Genomic DNA, 19,775 nt, shown 5'->3' on the forward strand with positions numbered 1-19,775 from the left:
ATCATGAAGCACAGAATGGGATGCGGCCCTTACCGCCACTTTTCACCTCCCGACGACAGGTCGGGTCCTTTCCATCGCGGCCGGCATCACGGCCGGGGCGGCCGGCATGGCGGACGCCTCTTCGACTACGGCGAGCTGCGCCTTCTCCTGCTCGCCATCATCGCCGACGCGCCGAGCCATGGCTATGAGCTGATCAAGACCATCGAGGACCGCTTCGGCGGCAGCTACAGCCCGAGCCCCGGCGTCATCTACCCGACGCTGTCCTGGCTGGACGACATGGGATACGCCGTGATCGAACCGGCTGAGGGCGGGCGCAAGCGCTACAGCATCACGGCGGAAGGCAGGGCTTTCCTTGCCGCCAACCGCGCGGCCATCGACGAACTCATGGCCCGCGCCGGCGGCAGGGGTCCCGGCGGGCGCGAGGGCGTGCCCGCGCCCGTCGTCCGCGCCATGGAAAACCTCAAACTCGCCATGCGGCTGCGCTTGCGGCGCGGAGACCTCAGCGACGAAGCGGCCGAAGCCATTGCCGCAGCCCTCGATCTTGCCGCCGGCACCGTGGAGAAGAGCTGATGACCACCCTTAACAGCAAAGCCGCCGTTCCCACCGGGCACGCGAGCCGCTACCTGCAACAGCTCTGCAAGCACTTTGCGCACAAGCGTCCCGTCACCTTCGACGAACAGGCGGGAGAGATTTCCTTCCCCATCGGCGACTGCCGGTTGAAGGCAGAGCGCGACGCCCTCTTGATCGACCTCACCGCGCCGGGCGCGGACGACCTGGAGCAGTTGAAGGACGTGGTCGTGCGCCACCTCGTCCGCTTCGCCTTCCGCGAGGAACTGCGGATCGACTGGCAGACCGGCTGATCAGCCCGGGCCGGCGGCCTCCGAATTCCGCCGGCGCCATTCCGTCGGAGAAAGGCCCGTGCGCTTGCGGAAGAAGCGGGAGAAATAGGCAGGATCCTCGAAACCGATCTCCCAGCCGATGTCCTCCACCGGGCGGATAGTGAAGCGCAGCAGGCGCTTGGCCTCCAGCAGGCGCCGCTCCAGCACCATGCCCTTCACCGTCTGGCCGAAGACCGTGCGCGCCGCCTTGTCGAGAAGATGCGGCGTCGTCGCCAGCGCCTCGACATAGCGGCCGACGGGCCAATCCTCCCTGTAGTGGCGGTCGATGGCCCGGCGCAGTTCCAGCCCGAGCGCGAGCGAAGGCGAGGCCGCCTCGAAACCGACATTGCCGCCCAGGCGGGCCATCATCGACAGCACGACGCCGATCAACCCCGCCAAGACACGCTCGCCCGCCGCCGCCTCGCCGCGATATTCCTCCATCACCATGCCGAGCAGGGCACCGATCCGCGCCCAGCCCGGCGCCCCAGCCTTGCCGGTGAGCAGCACCGGCGCATCGAGCGCGAGATCCACCTGCGGCGCCATGGCCCGCAGGAGGTCGTCCGAGATCGAGACGACGATCGCGTCCGACTGCTCGCCGACATCGAATCCATGCACCACGTTGCTCGGCACGAAACTGATCGCCGGAGCGGAAAAATTCCAAGTACGGTCTTCGATCTGATACCGGCCCCCGCCCTGGAACCAATAAGTGATCTGTCCCATCAGCGGATGTTTGTGCGGCGCCACGCGGCCGAAATGCAGGCCCTTGCGTTCCATGACGGTTTCGACATGCAGGAAACCGACGTCGAGCGCGCGGCTCGGCTCGCCGTAGACGAAGAAGGCAGGGACCTCGTTGCGCGTGCTCATACCGGAAAAAGTACCAGCGAATTGGCTGGTTTGTCCATGGCGCGCCGCCCGCCTCCGACTTAGCGTTCGTCAGGATTTCGAGGAGGAGATACCCATGCGCGCGGAAGAGCATCGCAACGACAGGACCCGGCCGTTCACCGGCGCCGAATATCTCGCGAGCCTGCGCGACGGGCGCGAAGTCTATATCAACGGCGAGCGCATCGCCGACGTCACCAGCCACCCCTCGATGCGCAACTCGGCGCGCTCCATCGCCCGCATGTACGATGCGCTGCACGATCCGAAGCGTCAGGAAAGGCTTACATCCCCGACCGACACCGGCTCCGGCGGCTACACGCACAAATATTTCCGTGTCGCCCGCTCCTCGGCCGATCTCGTCGCCCAGCAGGGCGCCATCGCCGACTGGGCACGCATGTCCTACGGCTGGATGGGACGCACGGCGGATTACAAGGCCGCGCTGATGAACACGCTCGGCGCCAATGCCGACTGGTACGGCCCGTTCAAGGACAATGCGCTCGCCTGGCACAGGCGGGCCCAGGAAAGCGTGCTCTTCATGAACCACGCCATCGTCAATCCGCCGATCGACCGCCACAAGCCGGCCGACGCCGTCAAGGACGTCTTCGTGCACATCACCAAGGAGACGGACGCGGGCATCTACGTGTCGGGCGCCAAGGTCGTCGCCACCTCCTCGGCATTGACGCATTACAATTTCCTCGCCCAGAGCTCGGCGACCGTCACCGAGGATCCCTCGCTTTCCGTCATGTTCATCGTGCCGATGAACGCGCCGGGGATAAAGATGTTCTGCCGCGTCTCCTACGAGCAGACGGCCAACGCCGAGGGCCATCCCTTCGACTATCCGCTCTCCTCCCGCTTCGACGAGAACGACGCCATCCTCGTGCTCGACAACGTCTTCGTGCCCTGGGAGGACGTGCTCGTGCTGCGCGATGCGGCCAAGATCCTTTCCTTCCACCCGGCTTCCGGATTCATGCACGGCTATTGCTTCCAGGGCTGCACGCGCCTCGCGGTGAAGATGGACTTCCTCGCCGGTCTGCTGGCCAAGGCGCTGCGCGCCACCGGCGGCGACGCCTTCCGCGGCAACCAGGCGATGCTCGGCGAGGTGATCGCCATCCGCCATCAATTCTGGTCCTTCTCGAACGCCATGGCCTACAACCCGATCCCCTGGGCGAGCGGCGCGGTGCTGCCGAACCTGGAAGCCGCGCTCTGCTACCGCACCTTCATGTCGGAGGCCTACCCGAGGGTCATCGACATCGTACGCCGCACGGTCGCCTCGGGCCTCATCTACCTGCCCTCCTCCGCCAGGGATTTTTCCAATCCCGAGATCGACCGCTATCTCGCGCAATATGTCCGCGGCTCGAACGACATGGGCCATATCGAGCGCATCAAGATCATGAAGCTACTCTGGGATGCCACCGGCACGGAATTCGGCGGCCGCCATGCGCTGTACGAGCTGAACTATGCCGGCGCGCCGGAGGAAGTGCGCCTCCAGGTGCTGAAGGGCGCCGAGCGGGGCGGGCGGCTGAAGGAGATGGAGGCGCTCGTCGACCAGTGCATGGCCGACTACGACGAGAACGGCTGGACGGGCGACACCTGGCTCGCGCCGCTCGGCGCCGACGCCGTGCGCAACGCCGCCGAGTGAGGGCAGCGCCATGAACCTCAGCGTTTCCAAGACGGAATTCCGCAATGCGATGGCGCGGGTCTGCGCCCCCGTCAACGTCATCACCACCAAGGGCGCCGCCGGGCGCGGCGGCTTCACCGCCACCGCCATGTGCTCGGTGACGGACGAGCCGCCGACGCTGCTCGTCTGCATGAACAGCCGCTCGGCGCAGACGGGCCTCTTCATCGAGAACCGCCGGTTCTGCGTGAACGTGCTGACCCAGGAGCACAAGACGCTCGCCGCCTCGTTCGCGGGGCGTGAGGCGGACATGGAGGCGCGCTATAGCGAAGCCGAATGGCTGGACCTGCCTTCCGGCAACCAGGCGCTCGCCGATGCCATCGTCTCCTTCGACTGCCGGCTGACGGAAGCGCGGCTCGTCGGCACGCACAACATCCTCATCGGCGAGGTCGTGGACATTCGCTGCCGGCGCGACGGGCATGCGCTGCTCTACTTCGACCGCAACTACGTTCACGTGCCGACGCAGGCCGGCAGCTTCGGCGGCTGACGCTACTCCTCGCCGCCCGCCTTGCCGTCGAGCTTGAGGGCGGCAAGCTCTTCCAGCATGTCGAGGAGCCGTTCGACCCTTTCGGCACCGAAACGGGCGTCGATATCCGCATAGACGCGGCGGGAATCCGGCATCACCTCGTCGATGACCGCCTGCCCGGCCGGCGCGAGCCTCAGCAACACGCGGCGTCCGTCACCCTTGTCCTTGTGCCGGGAAATCAAGCCGCGCTCTTCCAGCGAGCGCAGCATGCGCGTCAGGCTCGGCGCGAGAATGAAAGCCTTTTCCGCGACTTCCGACGCGTCGAGCATACCCGCTTCCGACAGCACGCGCAGCACCCGCCATTGCTGCTCGGTCACGTCGTGATCGGCCAGGATCGGTCGGAAATGGCTCATCACCGCCTCGCGGGCTTTCAGCAGGCCGATCGCCAGCGAGCGCCGGCGGTCGCGCTGCGGCATGTCTTTCGTCTTGTCGGGAGCGTTCATGTCCGCAGGGGCACCGTTCGTCATTCTGCCTCTATCGGCGATTTTTCGGGTCCACGCAATCGAAAGACGGTATCGATCACCGCCCTGCGGCATGCTAGCGTCCGCGCTGCAATCATGCCTACCCGAAAGCCCCGCACGCCATGACATCTGAAAACACGCCCGACCGGGAGTACATCTTCAAACCGGCACCGGTTCCGGTCTTGCCGATCAAGGGCACATCCGCGCTCTTTCCGGTGCACCGCATCTACTGCGTCGGCCGCAATTTTGCAGACCACGCCATCGAGATGGGCCACGATCCGGACAAGGAGCCGCCTTTCTTCTTCCAGAAGAATCCCGATACGCTCGTTCCGCCCGAAAACGGCTTTCCCTATCCTGCTGCGAGCAAGGACGTGCACCACGAGGTGGAGCTGGTCGTGGCCCTGAAAAGCGGCGGCAGCGACATTCCCGCCGACAGCGCGCTCGACTGCGTCTATGGCTATGCGGTCGGCCTCGACATGACGCGCCGCGACCTGCAGGCGCAAGCCAAGAAACACGGCCGGCCCTGGGAGGTCGCCAAGGCCTTCGAGCATTCCGCCCCCTGCGGGCCGATCCATCCCGCCGCCACGGTCGGCCATCCCCGGGAGGGCACGATCCGGCTTGCGGTCAACGGCGCCGTCCGCCAGGACGGCAACCTCAACCAGATGATCTGGAAGGTGCCGGAGATGATAGCCTATCTCTCCCGTCTCTTCACGCTCGCGCCGGGCGACCTCATCTTCGCCGGCACCCCTGCCGGCGTCGGCGCGATCGCGAGGGGCGACGTGATGCAGGCGCATGTCGACGGGCTGGACGGGATCACCGTCATCGTCACCTGACCGGCGGCCGCCAACCTGCGACAGGACGCCACGCGCCATCGCGGGCTTGTTTGATCAACGTCAAAGAAAGCGCGACCCGGCGGGTCTACCTCCTTGCTCATGAACGAGAGACGTTCGTCAGCAAGGAGAATTCCAGTGCATACCATGGCAAAGAGCATCGTCGGCGCGGCAGCAGTCATCCTGGCGCTCGCACTTCCGGCAGCGGCGGCGGATTTTGAAGTGCATATGCTGAACAAGGGCGCCGAAGGCGCCATGGTGTTCGAGCCGGCTTTCCTGAAGGTCGCCCCCGGTGACACCGTCACCTTCATCCCGACCGACAAGGGGCACAATGTCGAGACGATCAAGGGCATGACCCCCGACGGCGCGGAGGCCTTCAAGAGCAAGATGAACGAGACCTACAAGGTCACCTTCGACAAGGCGGGCGCCTACGGCCTGAAATGCACGCCGCATCTCGGCATGGGCATGGTGGGCGTCGTGGTCGTCGGCGATGCGCCGGCCAATCTCGATGCGGTCAAGACCGGCAAGCTGCCGAAGAAGGCCCGCGAGCGCATGGACGCCGCCATCGCGGCCTTGGGGCTGTAAACTCTTCCTTCGGGGGCGGGGCGGGAACCCGGGACGGAGCGATCCGCCCCGGGTTTTCTTCGACCGCCCGTGAATGCGATGGTGAGCCGGCGAAATGGTCCCGGCTTGTTGCCGGCAGCCGGCCGACTTCCATCTTCTGAATGATATGGATTTACACATTTAATTTTCTAATGGCGCCGCCGCCTGCTAGTTTCGCCTCCGCAAACCAACGGGATAGCGCATGCTGAAACTCGCTTTGCTCTCGGCCTGGCTCTTCCTCGCGGCGCTCTGCCCTCCCCTTCTTGCCGCCGATGACGCCATGGATATTCGACTACACAAAGCGGCCGCGGCCGACGACGTCACGGCCATCCGGGCACTGCTCGCCGGGGGCGCCGAGATCGACGCCCGGGACGCCAGCGGCGCAACCGCGCTCCTCGTCGCCGCGCACGGCAACAAGGTGAACGCGGCCCGCGCGCTGATCGAGGCCGGCGCCGACGTCAACGCCAAGGACGGCATCGACGACAGTCCCTATCTCTACGCCGGCGCACGCGGCCATCTCGAGATCCTCAAGCTCACGCTTTCCCATGGCGCCGATCTCAGAAGCGTCAATCGCTACGGCGGCACCGCCCTCATCCCGGCCGCCGAGCGCGGCCACGTCGAGACGGTCGACACGCTGATCGAGGCTGGCGTCGACGTGGACCACGTCAACCGCCTCGGATGGACGGCGCTCCTGGAGGCGATCCTCCTCGGCGACGGCGGGCCGCGCCACGTGAAGATCGTCGAACTGCTGATCAAGGCCGGCGCGAACGTCGACCTTGCCGACAATGACGGCGTGACGCCGCTCCAGCATGCCCGGGGACGCGGCTATGGCGGGATCGTGGCGCTGCTGGAGGATGCGGGGGCGAAGTAACGCCGCTCCCAGGAACAAGGCGGAGGCCAAATCCGCCGAAAACACCGGAAACACTCAAGACAAAGGGCCTGAGACGATGCAACGAAGCTACTATTCCTCTCTCGGCGGCCATCCGCCGCAGAGCGACCTCCTGACCGGCCGCGCCGTCTTCACGCAGGCCTACGCCGTGATCCCGAAGGGGGTGATGCAGGACATCGTCACCAGCTACCTGCCCTTCTGGACCGACACGCGTTGCTGGGTGATCGCCCGCCCCCTTTCCGGTTTTGCCGAGACCTTCTCGCAATACGTCATGGAGGTCGCGCCGGGCGGCGGCAGCGACCGGCCCGAGCAGGATCCGCAAGCCGAAGGCGTGCTCTTCGTCGTCGACGGCGACGTGGAGCTGACGCTGCCAAGCGGCAGGCATACCCTGCAACCGGGCGGCTATGCCTTCCTGCCGCCCGGCCTGCAATGGTCGCTGCACAACCGCTCGGGCGCCCATGCCCGCTTCCACTGGATCCGCAAGGCCTACGAGGCGGTCGACGGCCTCGATCATCCCGAGCCGCTGGTCCTCAACGAAAAGGACGTCGCCCCGGCCGCCATGCCCGGCACGGAAGGGCGCTGGGCGACGACGCGTTTCGTCGACCCGTCGGATCTGCGCCATGACATGCATGTGACGATCGTCACGCTCCAGCCTGGCGCGGTCATTCCGTTCGCGGAAACCCACGTCATGGAGCACGGCCTCTATGTGCTGCAAGGCAAGGCCGTCTATCGCCTCAACCAGGACTGGGTGGAGGTGGAAGCGGGAGACTTCATGTGGCTGCGCGCCTTCTGCCCGCAGGCCTGTTATGCCGGCGGCCCCGAGCCGTTCCGCTACCTGCTCTACAAGGACGTCAACCGCCACATGGCGCTGAAACCCTTCGGCTCGCGCCGCTAGGCATCGGCCGGCCCCTCAACGAACCCGCGCCCGGCCGGCGCGGGTTTTTCGTTCAGCCGCAGAGGGCATCACCTGCCCGCAGCGCATCGGCCCGTCATGCCCTATCGCCATCATCGGCTTGAATCATGCGCAAATTGGATGTTGAGATAGACGGTATTCCGAGTTTCGATGGAGGTGTCATGCTCGACCCGCGCCTGCTCCGGGCCTTCGTGGCGATCGCCGACGCCGGCAGCTTCACAACCGCGGCCGACCGGCTCCACATGACCCAGTCCACCATGAGCCAGCAGATCGCGCGCCTGGAAGAGGCGGTCGGGCGCGAGCTGGTCGACCGCGCTGCCCGCCCCGTACGCCTGACTGTGACGGGCGAGCGGCTGCTCGGCCACGCGCGGCGCATCCTTGCGCTGCAAAACGAGGCGATGGCGCTGGTGGCGGAAACCTCCGGCACGACCTCCGTCCGGATCGGCATGCCGGACGATATCGCGACGCCCGAAATGGCCCGCGCCTTCGCCGCCTTCACCAAGCGCCACAAGGAGGCCCGTCTCGACGTGACGACGGGGCTGCGCTCGGATCTCACGCGCCGCTACCGCTCCGGGGAGCTCGACATCGTGGTGCTGAAAGAAGACACGCCGAGCGCCGACAGCTGGGCGAGCTTCGAGGAGCCGATCGCCTGGTTCGCGGCCATGGATGGGACCGGCGACCTGCCCGATCCGGTCCCCCTCGTCACCTTCCCTCCGGGCGGTCTCTATCGCGACGCCATGTTCGAGCGGCTGGAGCGTGAGCGCCGGCGCTGGTACGTCGCCTTCACCTCGGCAAGCCTGCGCAACGTCCTGATGGCCGTCGAGGCGGGCCTTGGCCTCTCGCTGCTTCCCGTCGACGCCACGAAAGGATGGCGGGTGAAGCCGTTCGCCGATTTCGGCGCGGAGCCGCCGGTTGTCGCCTCGCTTTACTCCTGGGAGCGGAACGGCATCGTCGGCGAGCTTGCTGGCGAGGTGCTCGACATCCTCAAGCGGCATTTTGCGCGGGAACGGCGCCAGCCTTCAGCGTGAGGCGGCGGCCGGGACAATACGATCAGCGAAGCAGGCCCTGCCCGCCATCGATCCACAGGGGAATGCCGGTAATGTGCCTGGCCTTGGAGGAGGCGAGGAACAGGATCGCGTCGGCCACCTCGTCGGCCGTTCCGGGCTTGCCGTGCGAAACGGGAATGTCGCCTTCCGGCCAGACGACGGGAATGCCGGCCTCGCCGGCGCCGCGCTGCTCGGTGTTTTCGTCGATGTTCGTCTCGATGGCGCCGGGACAGACGGCGTTGACGCGGATGCGGGCCTTGCCGAGTTCCAGCGCCAGCTGCTGCACCATCGCGACCTGCGCGGCCTTGGTGGCGGAATAGGCGGTCGCGCCGGGCGTGGAGAAGGTTCGGGTGCCGTTGATCGAGGAGACGACGATGATGGCGCCCTCGCCTGCCTTTCTGAGATACGGCACCGTCAGATGCAGCGTGAGATAGGTGCCGCGCAGGTTGATGGCGATCGTCTCGTCCCACTCATCCGGTTTCAGGTCGTCGATGGGCGCCCAGACGCCGTTGATGCCCGCATTGGCGACCACGATGTCGAGACCGCCGAAAGTGTCGGCAAGCTCCTTGACTGCGGCGCGCATGGACGCCTCGTCCGCCACGTCCGCCTCAAGCACGCGCGCCTCCCCGCCAAGCGAGCGGATTTCCGTCGCGACGGCCTCTATTTCGTTCCCGGTGCGGCTCAGCACGCCGACGCTGGCGCCATGGCGGGCCAGCGCCAGCGCCGTGGCCTTGCCGATCCCCGATCCGGCACCGGTGACGAGGGCGACCTTTCCGGCAAACAGCATGGGCGACTCCATTCGTGTGTCGTGCGACGTGAGGGTTCGGCTCGACAGAAATGCCCGGACCGCGCGTCGGTTCCCCGATTTTTTCGGAACCAAGCGGGACCCCTCGCGTTTGCGTCAATGAGGAAGCCAGCTCGCAGGAGGATAACGTGCGCCAGAAGAAGAAGCCGCTACCACGCAAACCCGCCGTCAACCCGGACGCCGACCTCCGCAACACCCGCAAACGCCGCAATTCCTGGGAGCCGCAGGTGATCGTGCCGCAACAGGTCGACCTGCCGCTCAACCAGCCGGACCGGGATGAGGTGGTCGTTCCCGCCGCCCCGAACGGCCGCAGCCTTATCAACGGGCGCTTCTGAGGGGCACGAGATGCGTGTGAAGGACGTGATGTCCGCTCAAATCGTTACGGTCTCGCCCAATGACACCGCCCAATCGGCCGCCCGGCTGATGCTCGAAACCGAAGTCGGCGCCCTCCCGGTCGAAGTTCCGGGCGTCGGCGCCATCGTCGGCATCATCACGGACCGCGACATCGTGGTGTCGGTGCTGGCGCGGGGACTTTCCACCTCCACGGCCATCGCCGAATTCATGACCGTGTCGCCCGAAGTCTGTAACGAGAACGACGACACGGCAGCGGTGGCGGCCCGCATGCACGAGCTTGCGGTGCGCCGCCTGGTGGTCGTGAACGACGACCGGCGCGTCGTCGGCATCGTCAGCCTTGTCGACATTCCCGCCGAGAAAGCCGCCGAGGAGGGCCTGCAATGACGATCTTTGCAACCGACCGGCTCTGGGACGAAGCCGTCGTGCTCGAGGGCGACAGGCAGGTCATCCGCGTGCAAAGCACACGCGATGCCCTGCTGTGTCTCAAGAATCATTGGCCGATCGAAGACGGACCTGCGGCATTGACGGCGAAAAGCGTCTGCGAGCAGGGGCTGACGAGTGACGACGACCCGGCATTCGCCCGCCGGGCCTTCATCGAAGCGGCGAAGGAAGCCGGCTTCCGCGTGAACACCTGGACGGCGGCGTAGACCGCTGCCACTCTCGAAGGGACATCATCGTGGACGACGAACGCCAGGAATGGATCAGCAAGCGCGCCTACGTCCTGTGGGAGGCGGAAGGCCGCCCGCAAGGCAAGGACCGCGAACATTGGGAACAGGCCGAGCGCGAACGCGCCGAACTCGAAAGGGTCGCCCTCCCGGAACATTTCAGGAAGAAACGCAATTCGGATGAGGCCGACGCCGCCACGCGCAGAGCTGTCGACCTGACCCGCGACACGCTGTCCGAGGGCAGCGTCGAAAAGCCTTCCGTCCGCCGAGCAGCCGGTCCGTCGAAGGCATCTGCGGTGCCCCCGAGGCCCGCCCTATCATGAGAAAGGAAAAGTCATGCCCTCCATCAAGGAAGCACGCATACTCATTCTTGCCACCGACGGCTACGAGCGTTCCGAACTGCGCGTGCCGCTCGACGAACTGAAGAAACGCGGCGCGGCGGTGAAGATCGCCTCGCTGGAAAAGCGTCCCATCAAGAGTTGGGACGAGAAGGACTGGGGCGACACGGTCGATGTGGACCTCACTGCCGAGGAAGCGTCGTCCAAGGATTTCGACGCCCTGGTGCTCCCCGGCGGGCAGATCAATCCCGACGTTCTGCGCAAGGACGAAAAGGCGATGCGCGTCGTGAAGGATTTTCTCGACTCCGGCAAGGTCGTGGCCGCCATCTGCCATGCGCCGTGGCTGCTCGTCGAGGCCGATGCGCTGCGCGGCCGCAAGGCGACGTCCTATGCGTCGATCCGCACCGACCTGAAGAATGCCGGCGCCGACTGGCGCGATGAAAAGGTCGTGACCGACAAGGGCATCATCACGTCGCGCTCGCCGGAAGACCTCGATGCCTTCGTGGCCAAGATCGTCGAGGAAATCGAGGAAGGCCGCCACGAACGCCGCGCGGCCTGACCATCCTTTTCCACGCTACTGCGACGCCGGCTGCGCCTTGCGCGCAGCCGGCGTCTTCCTGCGCGCAGGTCGACGCGCTGCGTTCTTCCGGCTTTCGAGGAAACGCAGCAAGCGCTCCTCCTCCGCCCGCAGCCCCGCAATGTTGAGCGCAGGGCGGCGAAGCGCAAGGCGCAGGGCCTCCGGCGCGTCGGCAAGCGCGATGATTTCCGGATGGATGTAACTCGAGCGCGCGATGGCCGGCGTATTGTGCAGGATCTCCGCGGCGGCCGCCGCCATGTCCTTGATGACGGGCCGCCTGCCTTCCTCGACCGCATGGCGGGCGGTGGAGAAGGCGGCAAGGCTGCCGGCCCAGGTGCGGAAGGTCTTTGCGGAAACGACGGTGCCGGAAATATCGGCAAGGTAGGCGTTGAGCCGGCCGGAATCGATCGACCGCACCAGGTTCGCCTCGTCCTTCCAGACGAAAAGCTGGCGGCCCGGCAGGTCGGCGCAGTCCTCCAGCAGGCGCTGCAGGCGCGGATGCTTCAGCGTGCGGCGCACCCGCTTGCCGCCCTTGGCGGTGAAACGCAGCTCTATGCGGCCATCGGCGAGCGAAACATGGCGCTTCAGAAGCGTCGTCGCGCCATAGGTCTTGTTCTCCTCGGCATAGGCCCGGTTGCCGACGCGAAGCTGCGCCTCGTCCAGCAGGACCGTGATCGCCGCCAGCATCGCGTCGGCCGTGCCGGGCGGGCCGTCGAGGTCGCGCCGCACCGCGCGCCGGATTCTCGGCAGCACCCGGGCGAAGGCGATGAGCTGGTCGAACTTGTCGCCGCTCTTGAGCGCCTGCCAGTCGGCGTGATAGCGATACTGCTTGCGGCCCCGCGCATCGTAACCGGTTGCCTGGAGATGGCCGTTGTCCTCGATGCATATCCAGACATTCTCGTAGGCCGGCGGCAGGCCGAGGGCGGCGATGCGCGCCTTCACCGCGGCATCCCGCACGAGCGAACCGTCCGGCAGGCGATAACAGAAGCTGCGGCCCGTGCGACGGCGCCGGATTCCGGGCTCGCTGTCGGAGACATAGACGAGACCGGTCTCCTTGAGATCCTCCGGCGCCATGTCGGATGCTAGACCGCCGGCTCGAAAACCGCGACGCTGGCGCCATAGACGATGGCCGGGCTTTCCGCGGGGTGGTCGGTAAAGGCGCCGTCCTGCGCGCCCGTATCGAGCACCCGCTTCCAGGCCGTGATGCCATTCACCTCCGGCAGCGTCACCTCGCAGTCGCCGCCGGCGTTGCAGACGAGGAAGAGCTGGTCCAGCCCCTCTCCGTTCGCCGGCTTGCAGAGGAAGAGGCCGAGCGCCCTCAGATCGCCGTCCTTCCAGGCGGCATCGTCCATGAAGGCGCCGTCGGGCCGATACCAGGCGATCTCGATCGTGCCGTCCTCCGCCGCCTCGCCCGTCAGGAAGCGTTCCTGCCTCAGCGCCGGATGGGCCTTGCGGAAAGCGATGGCGCCCTTGCAGAAATTCAGGAACGGATCGTCAAGACCGCTCCAGTCCGTCCAGCCGATCTCGTTGTCCTGGCAGTAGGCGTTGTTGTTGCCGTTCTGGCTGTTGCCGAGCTCGTCGCCGCCGAGCAGCATGGGCACGCCCTGGCTGAGCATCAGCGTCGCGATCATGTTGCGCCGGCGGCGGTCGCGGGCGGAAAGGATGCCCTGGTCGTCCGTCGGTCCTTCGACGCCCATATTGTGCGAATGGTTGTCGGAATGGCCGTCGCGATTGTCCTCGCCGTTCGCCTCGTTGTGCTTGCCGTCGTAGGAGACGGTGTCCATGAGGGTGAACCCGTCATGGGCGCTGAGCAGGTTGACCGAGGACGTCGCGCCGCGATCGGAATGGTTGAACTGCGGCGCGGAGCCCGTGAGGCGCGCCGCAAGCCGGGATACCAGCCCGCCGTCGCCCTTCCAGAAGCGGCGCACGTCGTCGCGGTACTTGTCGTTCCACTCGCGGAACGGATGGGGAAAGCCGCCGACCTGATAGCCGCCGTCGCCGACGTCCCACGGCTCGGCGATCAGCTTCACCCCGGACAGGATCGGATCCTGGCGGATCGCATCGAAGAACGTGCCCGCGCGGTCGAACTCGATGTGCCGCGTGCGGCCGAGCGTGCTGGCAAGGTCGAAGCGGAAGCCGTCGACATGCATGACGCCGACCCAGTAGCGCAGGCTGTCGAGCACCATGCGCAGCACCATGGGATGGGCGATGTTCACCGTGTTGCCGGTGCCGGTCGTATCGTAGGTATGGCGCGGATCGTCCGGCGAGAGGCGATAGTAGCTGAGGTTGTCGAGGCCCCTGAAACTCAAGGTCGGGCCACGTTCCGAACCTTCGGCCGTGTGATTGTAGACGACGTCCATGATCACCTCGATGCCGGCGGCATGGAAGCGTTTGACCATGGTCTTGAACTCTGTGATGGCGCGGCCGGAAAGGAAGCGCGGCTGCGGCGCGAAGAAGCCGAGCGTCTGGTAGCCCCAATAGTTGCGCAGGCCCTTTTCCAGGAGATGGCGGTCGTCGGGGAAATACTGGATCGGCAGGAGCTCGACGGCGGAAATGCCGAGGTCCACGAGATGTTCGATGATCGGGTCGCTCGCCATGCCCATGAAGGTGCCGCGAAGCTCCTCCGGCACGCCGGGATGGCGCATCGTCATGCCGCGCACGTGCGCCTCGTAGATGATCGTCTCCGTCCAGGGCCGGCGGATGGCGGCATCGCCCGCCCAGTCGAAATCCGGGTCCTGCACCACGCCCTTGACCATGAAGGACGCGCTGTCCCGCTCATCGAAGGAAAGGTCGCCGTCCGGATCGCCGATGCGATAACCGTAGAGCGCATCGTCCCAGGTGATCTCGCCGAGGACCTGCTTTGCATAGGGATCGAGCAGCAGCTTGTTCGGATTGAAGCGGTGGCCGGCCTTCGGGTCGTAGGGTCCGTGTGCCCGGTAGCCGTAGACGGTGCCGGGCTTCAGCCCCGAGATATAGCCGGACCAGACGTCGCCTTCGCGCTTGGGCAGCGGCAGGCGCGCGGTCTCTTCCTTGCCGTCCTCGCTGAAGAGGCAGAGCTCCACCTGTTCGGCATGGGCGGAGAAGACGGCGAAATGCGTGCCCTCGCCGGTGAATTCGGCGCCGAGCTCCGGCTTCATGAAGTCGAGTTCGGAAAATGAGTAGCTCATGCGATCGGTCCCCTTCGGTCGAGCAAGTGGCCTCCCCAGAATGAACATGAGAAGCGGCCTCCTGGAATGAAGGCCGCTTGCCAGAGCACGAAAATGCGATGGTGCAACGCGAAAAGACACGGATTGTTCCGGAACTTTTTAGCCGCCGCCCGGTTCCGACCCTCGGTTGAACAGCAGGAGAGGACGGGGATGACACAGCCATCGACGACGCCGAGAACCTGGGGACCGAGCGTATTGAAGGATGGCAGGGTGCGGTTCCGTCTCTGGGCTCCCGCCGAAAAGGCCGTCACGCTTCTTTCCGGCGGGCGGGAGATCGCCATGCACCGCGCGGATGACGGCTGGCATGAGGTCGAGACGGACCTTGCCCGCCCCGCAGAAACCTACGCTTTCCTGCTCGCCGACGGCTCCATCATACCCGACCCTGCCTCCCACGCCCAGGTGGGCGGCGTCGAGGGGCCTTCCGTCATCGTCGACCACACCGGTTACGAGTGGCAGAACCTTGGCTGGAGGGGACGGGCCTGGGAAGAGGCGGTCGTTTACGAGCTGCATATCGGCACATTCACGTCCGAGGGCACGTTCCGCGCCGCCATCGGCCGCTTGCCGCATCTGCGCCATGTCGGCATCACGGCCATCGAGATCATGCCCGTCGCCCAGTTCGCCGGAAGCCGCGGCTGGGGTTACGACGGCGTCCTGCACTATGCCCCGCATCCCGCCTACGGCACGCCGGACGATTTGAAGGCGCTCATCGATGCGGCGCACGGCCATGGCATCATGGTGCTGCTCGATGTCGTCTACAATCACTTCGGCCCGGTCGGGAATGTCCTTCCCCGCATCGCGCCGCCTTTCTTCCATCCGGAGCGCCATACGCCCTGGGGCGCGGCGCTGGCCTTCGAGCAGGAGGCGGTGCGGCGGTACTTCATCGAGAACGCGCTTCACTGGATCGTCGACTACCGCTTCGACGGCCTGCGCTTCGACGCGACCGAGGAGATCGAGGATGAAAGCGAAAGGCATGCCCTGATCGAAATGGCGGAAACGATCCGGCAGGCCGTGCCGGACCGCCAGGTCCACCTCGTCGTCGAGGACCAGACGAGCCGCAAAAGCCTGCTGAACCGCGACGGTGGCATCGTGCACCACTACACCGCCGGCTGGAACGACGAATTCCATCATGCGCTCCACGTCATTGCGACGGGAGAAAGCCGGGGCCACTACGCGCCTTTCGCGCAAAACACCGACGAAATCCTTCGGGAGGCGACGGCCAAGGGCTTCGTCCATACGGACCGCACGAAGGACCGGGTCGGCCCGCCGCCGCAGGATCCCCTGCCGCCGCAGGTCAACGTCAACTTCCTGCATAACCACGACCAGGTCGGCAATCGCGCTTTCGGCGAAAGGCTGTCGACCCTCGTCGATCCCGCGCTCCTCAACGTCATGACGGCGCTCCTGCTCCTCGCCCCGGCGGTGCCCATGCTCTTCATGGGCGAGGAATACGGCGAGCAGCGGCCTTTCCTGTTCTTCGCCGATTTCGGGGGCGAACTCGCCCAGGCGATACGAAAGGGCCGCGAGGCGGAAGCGGAGAACTTCGGCGGCATGCCCGAGGGAAAGACGGTGGCGGACCTTCCCGATCCCATTGCCGAAGAGACGTTCCGCCGCTCGAAGCTCGACTGGCCGCGCGCCGATTCTCCCGACGGCCGGCGGCAGATGGGCTTCGTGCGTGAACTGATCCGGCTGCGGCAGGCGCATGTCGCGCCGCTGCTGGCCGGCCCCGGAACGGCCGAACCGCATGTCCTGCCTTCCGAAGACGGCGTCCTCGCCATCGACTGGCGCTTTCGGGACGCAACGCTCGGCATCCGCGCCAACCTGACGAACGAGCGCAAGCCCTGGCCGGCGATCGCGGGCGATGCGATCTTCGAGCTTTCCACGGGGGGCACGGCCGGTCCGTCGTTCGTCGCCGCCGTCGACCGGTCGCCGCGATAGGGCGGGAACCAACATGCCCCTCATCTGTTCTTAGACGAAAGGTTGAGCGAGAGGTCCCCCCAATGCATATCGGTGAGATCATGACCCGCAATGTCCACCTCGTCCGACCGGAGGAGACCTTGCAATATGCTGCGAGCCTGATGGCGGAATGGGACATCGCCTTCCTGCCTGTGGCGGATGCGAGCGGCCTCGTGGGGACGCTGACGGACCGGGACATCATCCTGCGCGCGGTGGCGCCCGGACTGGACGCGGAGACGACCAAGGTCGCCGACATCATGACGACCAACATCACCTATTGCTACGACGACGAGGAGGCCGCCGGCGTGCTTGCCAACATGCAGTCGCTGCACCTTCGCCGCCTTGCCGTGCTCGACCGGCAGAACCGCCTGTCGGGCGTCGTTTCGCGAACCGATTTCGCCCGCCACCGAATCTGAGGCCGCCGCTGGAACAAATCGTGGGGAGGGCACGTTGCGCACCGCCGTCATCGTACCTTCCAGGGCCCCATGAAACTTCCCCGCTCGACCTATCGCCTTCAATTCCGCAACGGCATGGACTTCGAGGGCGCGCGCCGGCTTCTGCCCTATCTGGAACGGCTGAGTATCAGCCACCTCTATGCCTCGCCGGTCATGACGGCGGTCGGCGGATCGACGCACGGATACGATGTCACCCGCACGGACGAAATCGACCCATCCCTCGGCGGCCTCGAAGGCTTGCGCCGGCTGGCGGGCGATCTCCACGCGCGAGGCATGGGCCTCATCCTCGACATCGTGCCGAACCATATGGCCGCGAGCCTCGAAAACCCGTGGTGGCGAAGCGTCATCGCCTGGGGCGCGGAAAGCCCGTTCTCCACCTATTTCGATATCGACTGGTCGGAGAGGCTGACCCTGCCCTTTCTTGGAAAGGACTTTGCCGAGGAACTGTCGGACGGCGCCATCCGCCTCGCGCTCGACCCGAAGCACGATGCCCTCGCGCTCCGCTACTACGACAGCTTCTACCCCTTGCACCCCGGTACCTACCGGCAGGTGCTCGACGGGCATGAGGAACTGGAAATAAAGGCAAGCCCGCGGGATGACCCGCAAGGCACGGCGGTCCTGTTCCGCGCGCTTGCTTCCGAAGGTGCCCGCGCGGCACTGGAAGCGTTCCTCGACGGCATCTCCGTGGATTTCGCGCGGATCGCCGCCATCCATGCGGCGCAGCCCTGGCAGCTGACGGATTGGAAGACGGCGAGCCGGCACCTCAGCTATCGCCGTTTCTTCGAGATCGCCGGCCTCGTGGGCCTGCGCGTCGAGTCCCCGCCCGTCTTCGACGACAGCCACCGTCTGGTGCTGGACCTTGTGCGCGAGGGAACGGTGGACGGCCTGCGCATAGACCATGTCGACGGCCTTGCCGACCCGCAGGCCTATCTCGAGCGCCTGCGCGCCGCTGCGCCGGATACCTATATCGTCGTCGAGAAGATCCTGGAGAAGGAAGAGCCCTTCGCCGCCCATTGGCCGGTCGAGGGCACGACGGGCTACGAATTCATCGCTTCCCTCGCCGATGCGCTTGTCGACGAGCACGAAGGCGGCCGTCTCCTGCAGGCGTTCCATCCCCTCAGGAGCAAGGAGCACCAGGGCACCTACGCGCAGGAAAGGCAGGCGAGCAAGCAGCAGATGCTTGCGGAAAATTTCGAGGGCGAGGTCCGCCGCCTCACGACGTTGGCGAAGGACATGGCCGATCGATCCCATGCCCATCTCTCCCGCGACGCTCTTGCGGAGGCGATCTGCGCCATGATCGCCGCTTTGCCCGTCTACCGGACCTATATGACGGCGACCGCCGGCGCGGATGCACGCGACCGGCAGTTGCTCGCCGCCGCGCGGCAGCGGGCGCAGGACGGCGCGAGGCCGCAGGTGCGCGAGGCGATCGACTTCATCTGGGAACTGTTCGTCGACGACAAGGCATGCGGCGCCCAACCGGGCTGCCCCGAACTTCGCATCCGCTTTCAGCAGCTCAGCGGGCCGATCATGGCGAAGGCGCTGGAAGACACGCTCTTCTACCGGGAGAATGCCTTCATAGCCCTGAACGAGGTGGGCGGCGACCCCGGAAAGCCGACGGGCGGCCCCGCCGCCTTCCACGCGGCCATGCAGGCGCGCGCGAAAACACTGCCGCACGGCCTGTCGGCCACCTCGACGCACGACACGAAACGCGGCGAGGATGCGCGGGCGCGGCTCTATACGCTGAGCGAGGCGCCGGACGCATGGATCGCGGCAACGCGGCGCTGGACTGACCTCAATGCGCGTTTCCGCCGGATGCATGCCGGCCGTACGGTTCCCGAACCGGACGTGGAATGGCTGATCTACCAGTCATTGGCCGGCGTCTGGCCGACCGAGGGCCTCGATGGCCGCAAAGCCGTGGAGGCGCTCGAAAAGCGCATGAAGCTCTATATCGAGAAGGCGCTGCGCGAGGCGAAGACCGGCTCGAACTGGAACCTGCCGGATTCCGGCTACGAGCAGAAGGTCGCGGGTTTCGTCGGGGACCTGCTCGGGCACGAAGCCTTCCTCTTTGATTTCGCCGAAACGATTTCCTCCTTCGTGGATGCCGGCCTGATGAACTCACTGGCGCAAACGCTGATCAAGCTGACGGCGCCGGGCATTCCAGACATCTACCAGGGCAGCGAGCGCTGCGATTTCTCCCTGGTCGACCCCGACAACCGGGTGCCGCTGGACGTGGCATCCCTCGACGTGCCACGGCGGCCGCCCGCTTCCCGAACGCATTTCCCCGACTACAAGCAGTGGCTGACCGCGACGGTGCTCGCGGCGCGGAACAGGCAGCCCGAGCCGTTCGCCGGACCATATATCCCATGGGAACCGTCCGATGGCGGCCGCCAGGCATTGGCCTTCCTGCGCGGAACGCCGCAATCCTTCGCCATAACGGCCGCCCCGCGCCTCGCATACGGGAAAACCCGGCCGGACGCCCTCCGCCTGACGGATGACGCCATACGCGGCATCACCCTCTCGGTTCCGCCCGATTTCGAGGGGCGGACCGTACGGTCGCTGCTCGACGGCCGCGTCTTCACGCTCGGCAGCGCGCTGGCGCTTTCGCACATCTTCGAGGACGATCCCGTCGCCCTGCTTCTCGGGCCGCTCTAGGATGGGGACCTGATCAAAGAATTGTCTTTATTGACTGATTCCTTGTCGCTTTGAGTTTCGAAGCGGGAGGCCC

22 protein-coding genes are annotated in these 19,775 nt (G+C 66.1%); 17 read left to right on the forward strand and 5 right to left on the reverse strand.

The genetic code is table 11. From position 1 onward, the window contains the following. The first annotated feature begins 15 nt into the window (after positions 1–15). Together ACIIOY_RS05575 and ACIIOY_RS05580 are read left to right on the forward strand one after the other, a co-directional pair. A complete protein-coding gene (locus ACIIOY_RS05575; RefSeq protein WP_411033633.1) occupies positions 16–570 on the forward strand; it encodes a PadR family transcriptional regulator in 555 nt (184 codons plus the stop codon). Next, positions 570–860 (forward strand): DUF2218 domain-containing protein, encoded by a 291-nt coding sequence (locus ACIIOY_RS05580; protein WP_411033634.1) that lies wholly within the window; start codon positions 570–572, stop codon positions 858–860. Before ACIIOY_RS05575 ends, ACIIOY_RS05580 begins: the two co-directional genes overlap by 1 nt. On the opposite strand, the gene ACIIOY_RS05585 is transcribed toward ACIIOY_RS05580, so the two are convergent. Beyond that, positions 861–1,742: a helix-turn-helix domain-containing protein gene (locus tag ACIIOY_RS05585; RefSeq protein WP_411033635.1), complete on the reverse strand. Its 882-nt coding sequence runs from the start codon at positions 1,740–1,742 to the stop codon at positions 861–863. Between the two features lie 94 nt (positions 1,743–1,836). On the opposite strand from ACIIOY_RS05585, the gene ACIIOY_RS05590 reads away from it, so the two are divergent. Both ACIIOY_RS05590 and ACIIOY_RS05595 read left to right on the forward strand, forming a co-directional pair. Further along, positions 1,837–3,396 carry a 4-hydroxyphenylacetate 3-hydroxylase N-terminal domain-containing protein gene (locus tag ACIIOY_RS05590; protein ID WP_411033636.1) on the forward strand — a complete coding sequence of 520 codons (1,560 nt, stop codon included), beginning with the start codon at positions 1,837–1,839 and terminating at the stop codon, positions 3,394–3,396. Between the two features lie 10 nt (positions 3,397–3,406). Next, the gene (locus tag ACIIOY_RS05595) at positions 3,407–3,919 is read left to right on the forward strand and encodes a flavin reductase (protein ID WP_411033637.1); all 513 of its coding nucleotides are present in this window, start codon (positions 3,407–3,409) and stop codon (positions 3,917–3,919) included. Positions 3,920–3,921: 2 nt separating this feature from the next. On the opposite strand, the gene hpaR is transcribed toward ACIIOY_RS05595, so the two are convergent. After that, the gene (gene hpaR / locus ACIIOY_RS05600; protein WP_411033638.1) at positions 3,922–4,425 is read right to left on the reverse strand and encodes a homoprotocatechuate degradation operon regulator HpaR; all 504 of its coding nucleotides are present in this window, start codon (positions 4,423–4,425) and stop codon (positions 3,922–3,924) included. A gap of 116 nt (positions 4,426–4,541) precedes the next feature. On the opposite strand from hpaR, the gene ACIIOY_RS05605 reads away from it, so the two are divergent. The 5 genes from ACIIOY_RS05605 (at position 4,542) to ACIIOY_RS05625 (ending at position 8,682) form a co-directional block, all read left to right on the forward strand. After that, complete coding sequence (locus tag ACIIOY_RS05605; RefSeq protein ID WP_411033639.1) at positions 4,542–5,252, forward strand: fumarylacetoacetate hydrolase family protein; 711 nt, start codon at positions 4,542–4,544, stop codon at positions 5,250–5,252. Positions 5,253–5,396: 144 nt separating this feature from the next. Beyond that, positions 5,397–5,834 carry a pseudoazurin gene (locus ACIIOY_RS05610; RefSeq protein ID WP_411033662.1) on the forward strand — a complete coding sequence of 146 codons (438 nt, stop codon included), beginning with the start codon at positions 5,397–5,399 and terminating at the stop codon, positions 5,832–5,834. A gap of 220 nt (positions 5,835–6,054) precedes the next feature. Next, entirely contained in the window at positions 6,055–6,723 is a 669-nt protein-coding gene (locus tag ACIIOY_RS05615; RefSeq protein ID WP_411033640.1) for an ankyrin repeat domain-containing protein, read from the forward strand. 76 nt (positions 6,724–6,799) lie between these two features. Continuing rightward, on the forward strand, positions 6,800–7,636 hold the full coding sequence (locus tag ACIIOY_RS05620; protein ID WP_411033641.1) for a bifunctional allantoicase/(S)-ureidoglycine aminohydrolase: 837 nt from the start codon (positions 6,800–6,802) through the stop codon (positions 7,634–7,636). 179 nt (positions 7,637–7,815) lie between these two features. Further along, positions 7,816–8,682 carry a LysR family transcriptional regulator gene (locus ACIIOY_RS05625; protein ID WP_411033642.1) on the forward strand — a complete coding sequence of 289 codons (867 nt, stop codon included), beginning with the start codon at positions 7,816–7,818 and terminating at the stop codon, positions 8,680–8,682. A 22-nt stretch (positions 8,683–8,704) separates the two neighbouring features. On the opposite strand, the gene ACIIOY_RS05630 is transcribed toward ACIIOY_RS05625, so the two are convergent. Continuing rightward, positions 8,705–9,487 (reverse strand): SDR family oxidoreductase, encoded by a 783-nt coding sequence (locus ACIIOY_RS05630; RefSeq protein WP_411033643.1) that lies wholly within the window; start codon positions 9,485–9,487, stop codon positions 8,705–8,707. A gap of 146 nt (positions 9,488–9,633) precedes the next feature. Between ACIIOY_RS05630 and ACIIOY_RS05635 the strand changes: the two genes are divergently transcribed. The 5 genes from ACIIOY_RS05635 to ACIIOY_RS05655 are packed head-to-tail and all read left to right on the forward strand — an operon-like array spanning position 9,634 to position 11,421. After that, positions 9,634–9,840 (forward strand): hypothetical protein, encoded by a 207-nt coding sequence (locus tag ACIIOY_RS05635; RefSeq protein WP_411033644.1) that lies wholly within the window; start codon positions 9,634–9,636, stop codon positions 9,838–9,840. A 10-nt stretch (positions 9,841–9,850) separates the two neighbouring features. Further along, positions 9,851–10,243, forward strand: coding sequence for a CBS domain-containing protein (locus ACIIOY_RS05640; RefSeq protein ID WP_411033645.1), 393 nt, complete (start codon positions 9,851–9,853; stop codon positions 10,241–10,243). After that, positions 10,240–10,506 (forward strand): DUF982 domain-containing protein, encoded by a 267-nt coding sequence (locus ACIIOY_RS05645; protein ID WP_411033646.1) that lies wholly within the window; start codon positions 10,240–10,242, stop codon positions 10,504–10,506. Before ACIIOY_RS05640 ends, ACIIOY_RS05645 begins: the two co-directional genes overlap by 4 nt. 29 nt (positions 10,507–10,535) lie before the next feature. After that, the gene (locus ACIIOY_RS05650) at positions 10,536–10,847 is read left to right on the forward strand and encodes a DUF2934 domain-containing protein (protein ID WP_411033647.1); all 312 of its coding nucleotides are present in this window, start codon (positions 10,536–10,538) and stop codon (positions 10,845–10,847) included. A gap of 13 nt (positions 10,848–10,860) precedes the next feature. Continuing rightward, on the forward strand, positions 10,861–11,421 hold the full coding sequence (locus ACIIOY_RS05655) for a type 1 glutamine amidotransferase domain-containing protein (protein ID WP_411033648.1): 561 nt from the start codon (positions 10,861–10,863) through the stop codon (positions 11,419–11,421). Positions 11,422–11,436: 15 nt separating this feature from the next. Here ACIIOY_RS05655 and ACIIOY_RS05660 read toward each other — a convergent pair whose 3' ends face one another. Both ACIIOY_RS05660 and glgX read right to left on the reverse strand, forming a co-directional pair. After that, on the reverse strand, positions 11,437–12,513 hold the full coding sequence (locus tag ACIIOY_RS05660) for a DNA topoisomerase IB (protein ID WP_411033649.1): 1,077 nt from the start codon (positions 12,511–12,513) through the stop codon (positions 11,437–11,439). Positions 12,514–12,521: 8 nt separating this feature from the next. Then, complete coding sequence (glgX, locus tag ACIIOY_RS05665) at positions 12,522–14,606, reverse strand: glycogen debranching protein GlgX (RefSeq protein WP_411033650.1); 2,085 nt, start codon at positions 14,604–14,606, stop codon at positions 12,522–12,524. Positions 14,607–14,795: 189 nt separating this feature from the next. Here glgX and treZ point away from each other — a divergent pair, with 189 nt between their 5' ends. The 3 genes from treZ (at position 14,796) to treY (ending at position 19,702) form a co-directional block, all read left to right on the forward strand. Beyond that, a complete protein-coding gene (treZ, locus tag ACIIOY_RS05670) occupies positions 14,796–16,577 on the forward strand; it encodes a malto-oligosyltrehalose trehalohydrolase (protein ID WP_411033651.1) in 1,782 nt (593 codons plus the stop codon). Positions 16,578–16,657: 80 nt separating this feature from the next. Continuing rightward, on the forward strand, positions 16,658–17,011 hold the full coding sequence (locus ACIIOY_RS05675) for a CBS domain-containing protein (RefSeq protein WP_411033652.1): 354 nt from the start codon (positions 16,658–16,660) through the stop codon (positions 17,009–17,011). Positions 17,012–17,080: 69 nt separating this feature from the next. Next, on the forward strand, positions 17,081–19,702 hold the full coding sequence (treY, locus tag ACIIOY_RS05680; protein ID WP_411033653.1) for a malto-oligosyltrehalose synthase: 2,622 nt from the start codon (positions 17,081–17,083) through the stop codon (positions 19,700–19,702). Positions 19,703–19,775: the final 73 nt, after the last annotated feature.

The sequence above is a fragment of the Shinella agrisoli genome (assembly GCF_046557955.1).
GTDB lineage: Bacteria > Pseudomonadota > Alphaproteobacteria > Rhizobiales > Rhizobiaceae > Shinella.

Excerpts from the sequence above, each read along its gene's own strand:
- ACIIOY_RS05575 (WP_411033633.1), top strand. The coding sequence starts at position 16 with ATGGGATGCGGCCCTTACCGCCACTTTTCACCTCCCGACGACAGGTCG.
- ACIIOY_RS05580 (WP_411033634.1), top strand. The coding sequence starts at position 570 with ATGACCACCCTTAACAGCAAAGCCGCCGTTCCCACCGGGCACGCGAGC.
- ACIIOY_RS05585 (WP_411033635.1), bottom strand. The coding sequence starts at position 1,742 with ATGAGCACGCGCAACGAGGTCCCTGCCTTCTTCGTCTACGGCGAGCCG.
- ACIIOY_RS05590 (WP_411033636.1), top strand. The coding sequence starts at position 1,837 with ATGCGCGCGGAAGAGCATCGCAACGACAGGACCCGGCCGTTCACCGGC.
- ACIIOY_RS05595 (WP_411033637.1), top strand. The coding sequence starts at position 3,407 with ATGAACCTCAGCGTTTCCAAGACGGAATTCCGCAATGCGATGGCGCGG.
- hpaR (WP_411033638.1), bottom strand. The coding sequence starts at position 4,425 with ATGACGAACGGTGCCCCTGCGGACATGAACGCTCCCGACAAGACGAAA.
- ACIIOY_RS05605 (WP_411033639.1), top strand. The coding sequence starts at position 4,542 with ATGACATCTGAAAACACGCCCGACCGGGAGTACATCTTCAAACCGGCA.
- ACIIOY_RS05610 (WP_411033662.1), top strand. The coding sequence starts at position 5,397 with ATGGCAAAGAGCATCGTCGGCGCGGCAGCAGTCATCCTGGCGCTCGCA.
- ACIIOY_RS05615 (WP_411033640.1), top strand. The coding sequence starts at position 6,055 with ATGCTGAAACTCGCTTTGCTCTCGGCCTGGCTCTTCCTCGCGGCGCTC.
- ACIIOY_RS05620 (WP_411033641.1), top strand. The coding sequence starts at position 6,800 with ATGCAACGAAGCTACTATTCCTCTCTCGGCGGCCATCCGCCGCAGAGC.
- ACIIOY_RS05625 (WP_411033642.1), top strand. The coding sequence starts at position 7,816 with ATGCTCGACCCGCGCCTGCTCCGGGCCTTCGTGGCGATCGCCGACGCC.
- ACIIOY_RS05630 (WP_411033643.1), bottom strand. The coding sequence starts at position 9,487 with ATGCTGTTTGCCGGAAAGGTCGCCCTCGTCACCGGTGCCGGATCGGGG.
- ACIIOY_RS05640 (WP_411033645.1), top strand. The coding sequence starts at position 9,851 with ATGCGTGTGAAGGACGTGATGTCCGCTCAAATCGTTACGGTCTCGCCC.
- ACIIOY_RS05645 (WP_411033646.1), top strand. The coding sequence starts at position 10,240 with ATGACGATCTTTGCAACCGACCGGCTCTGGGACGAAGCCGTCGTGCTC.
- ACIIOY_RS05655 (WP_411033648.1), top strand. The coding sequence starts at position 10,861 with ATGCCCTCCATCAAGGAAGCACGCATACTCATTCTTGCCACCGACGGC.
- ACIIOY_RS05660 (WP_411033649.1), bottom strand. The coding sequence starts at position 12,513 with ATGGCGCCGGAGGATCTCAAGGAGACCGGTCTCGTCTATGTCTCCGAC.
- glgX (WP_411033650.1), bottom strand. The coding sequence starts at position 14,606 with ATGAGCTACTCATTTTCCGAACTCGACTTCATGAAGCCGGAGCTCGGC.
- treZ (WP_411033651.1), top strand. The coding sequence starts at position 14,796 with ATGACACAGCCATCGACGACGCCGAGAACCTGGGGACCGAGCGTATTG.
- ACIIOY_RS05675 (WP_411033652.1), top strand. The coding sequence starts at position 16,658 with ATGACCCGCAATGTCCACCTCGTCCGACCGGAGGAGACCTTGCAATAT.
- treY (WP_411033653.1), top strand. The coding sequence starts at position 17,081 with ATGAAACTTCCCCGCTCGACCTATCGCCTTCAATTCCGCAACGGCATG.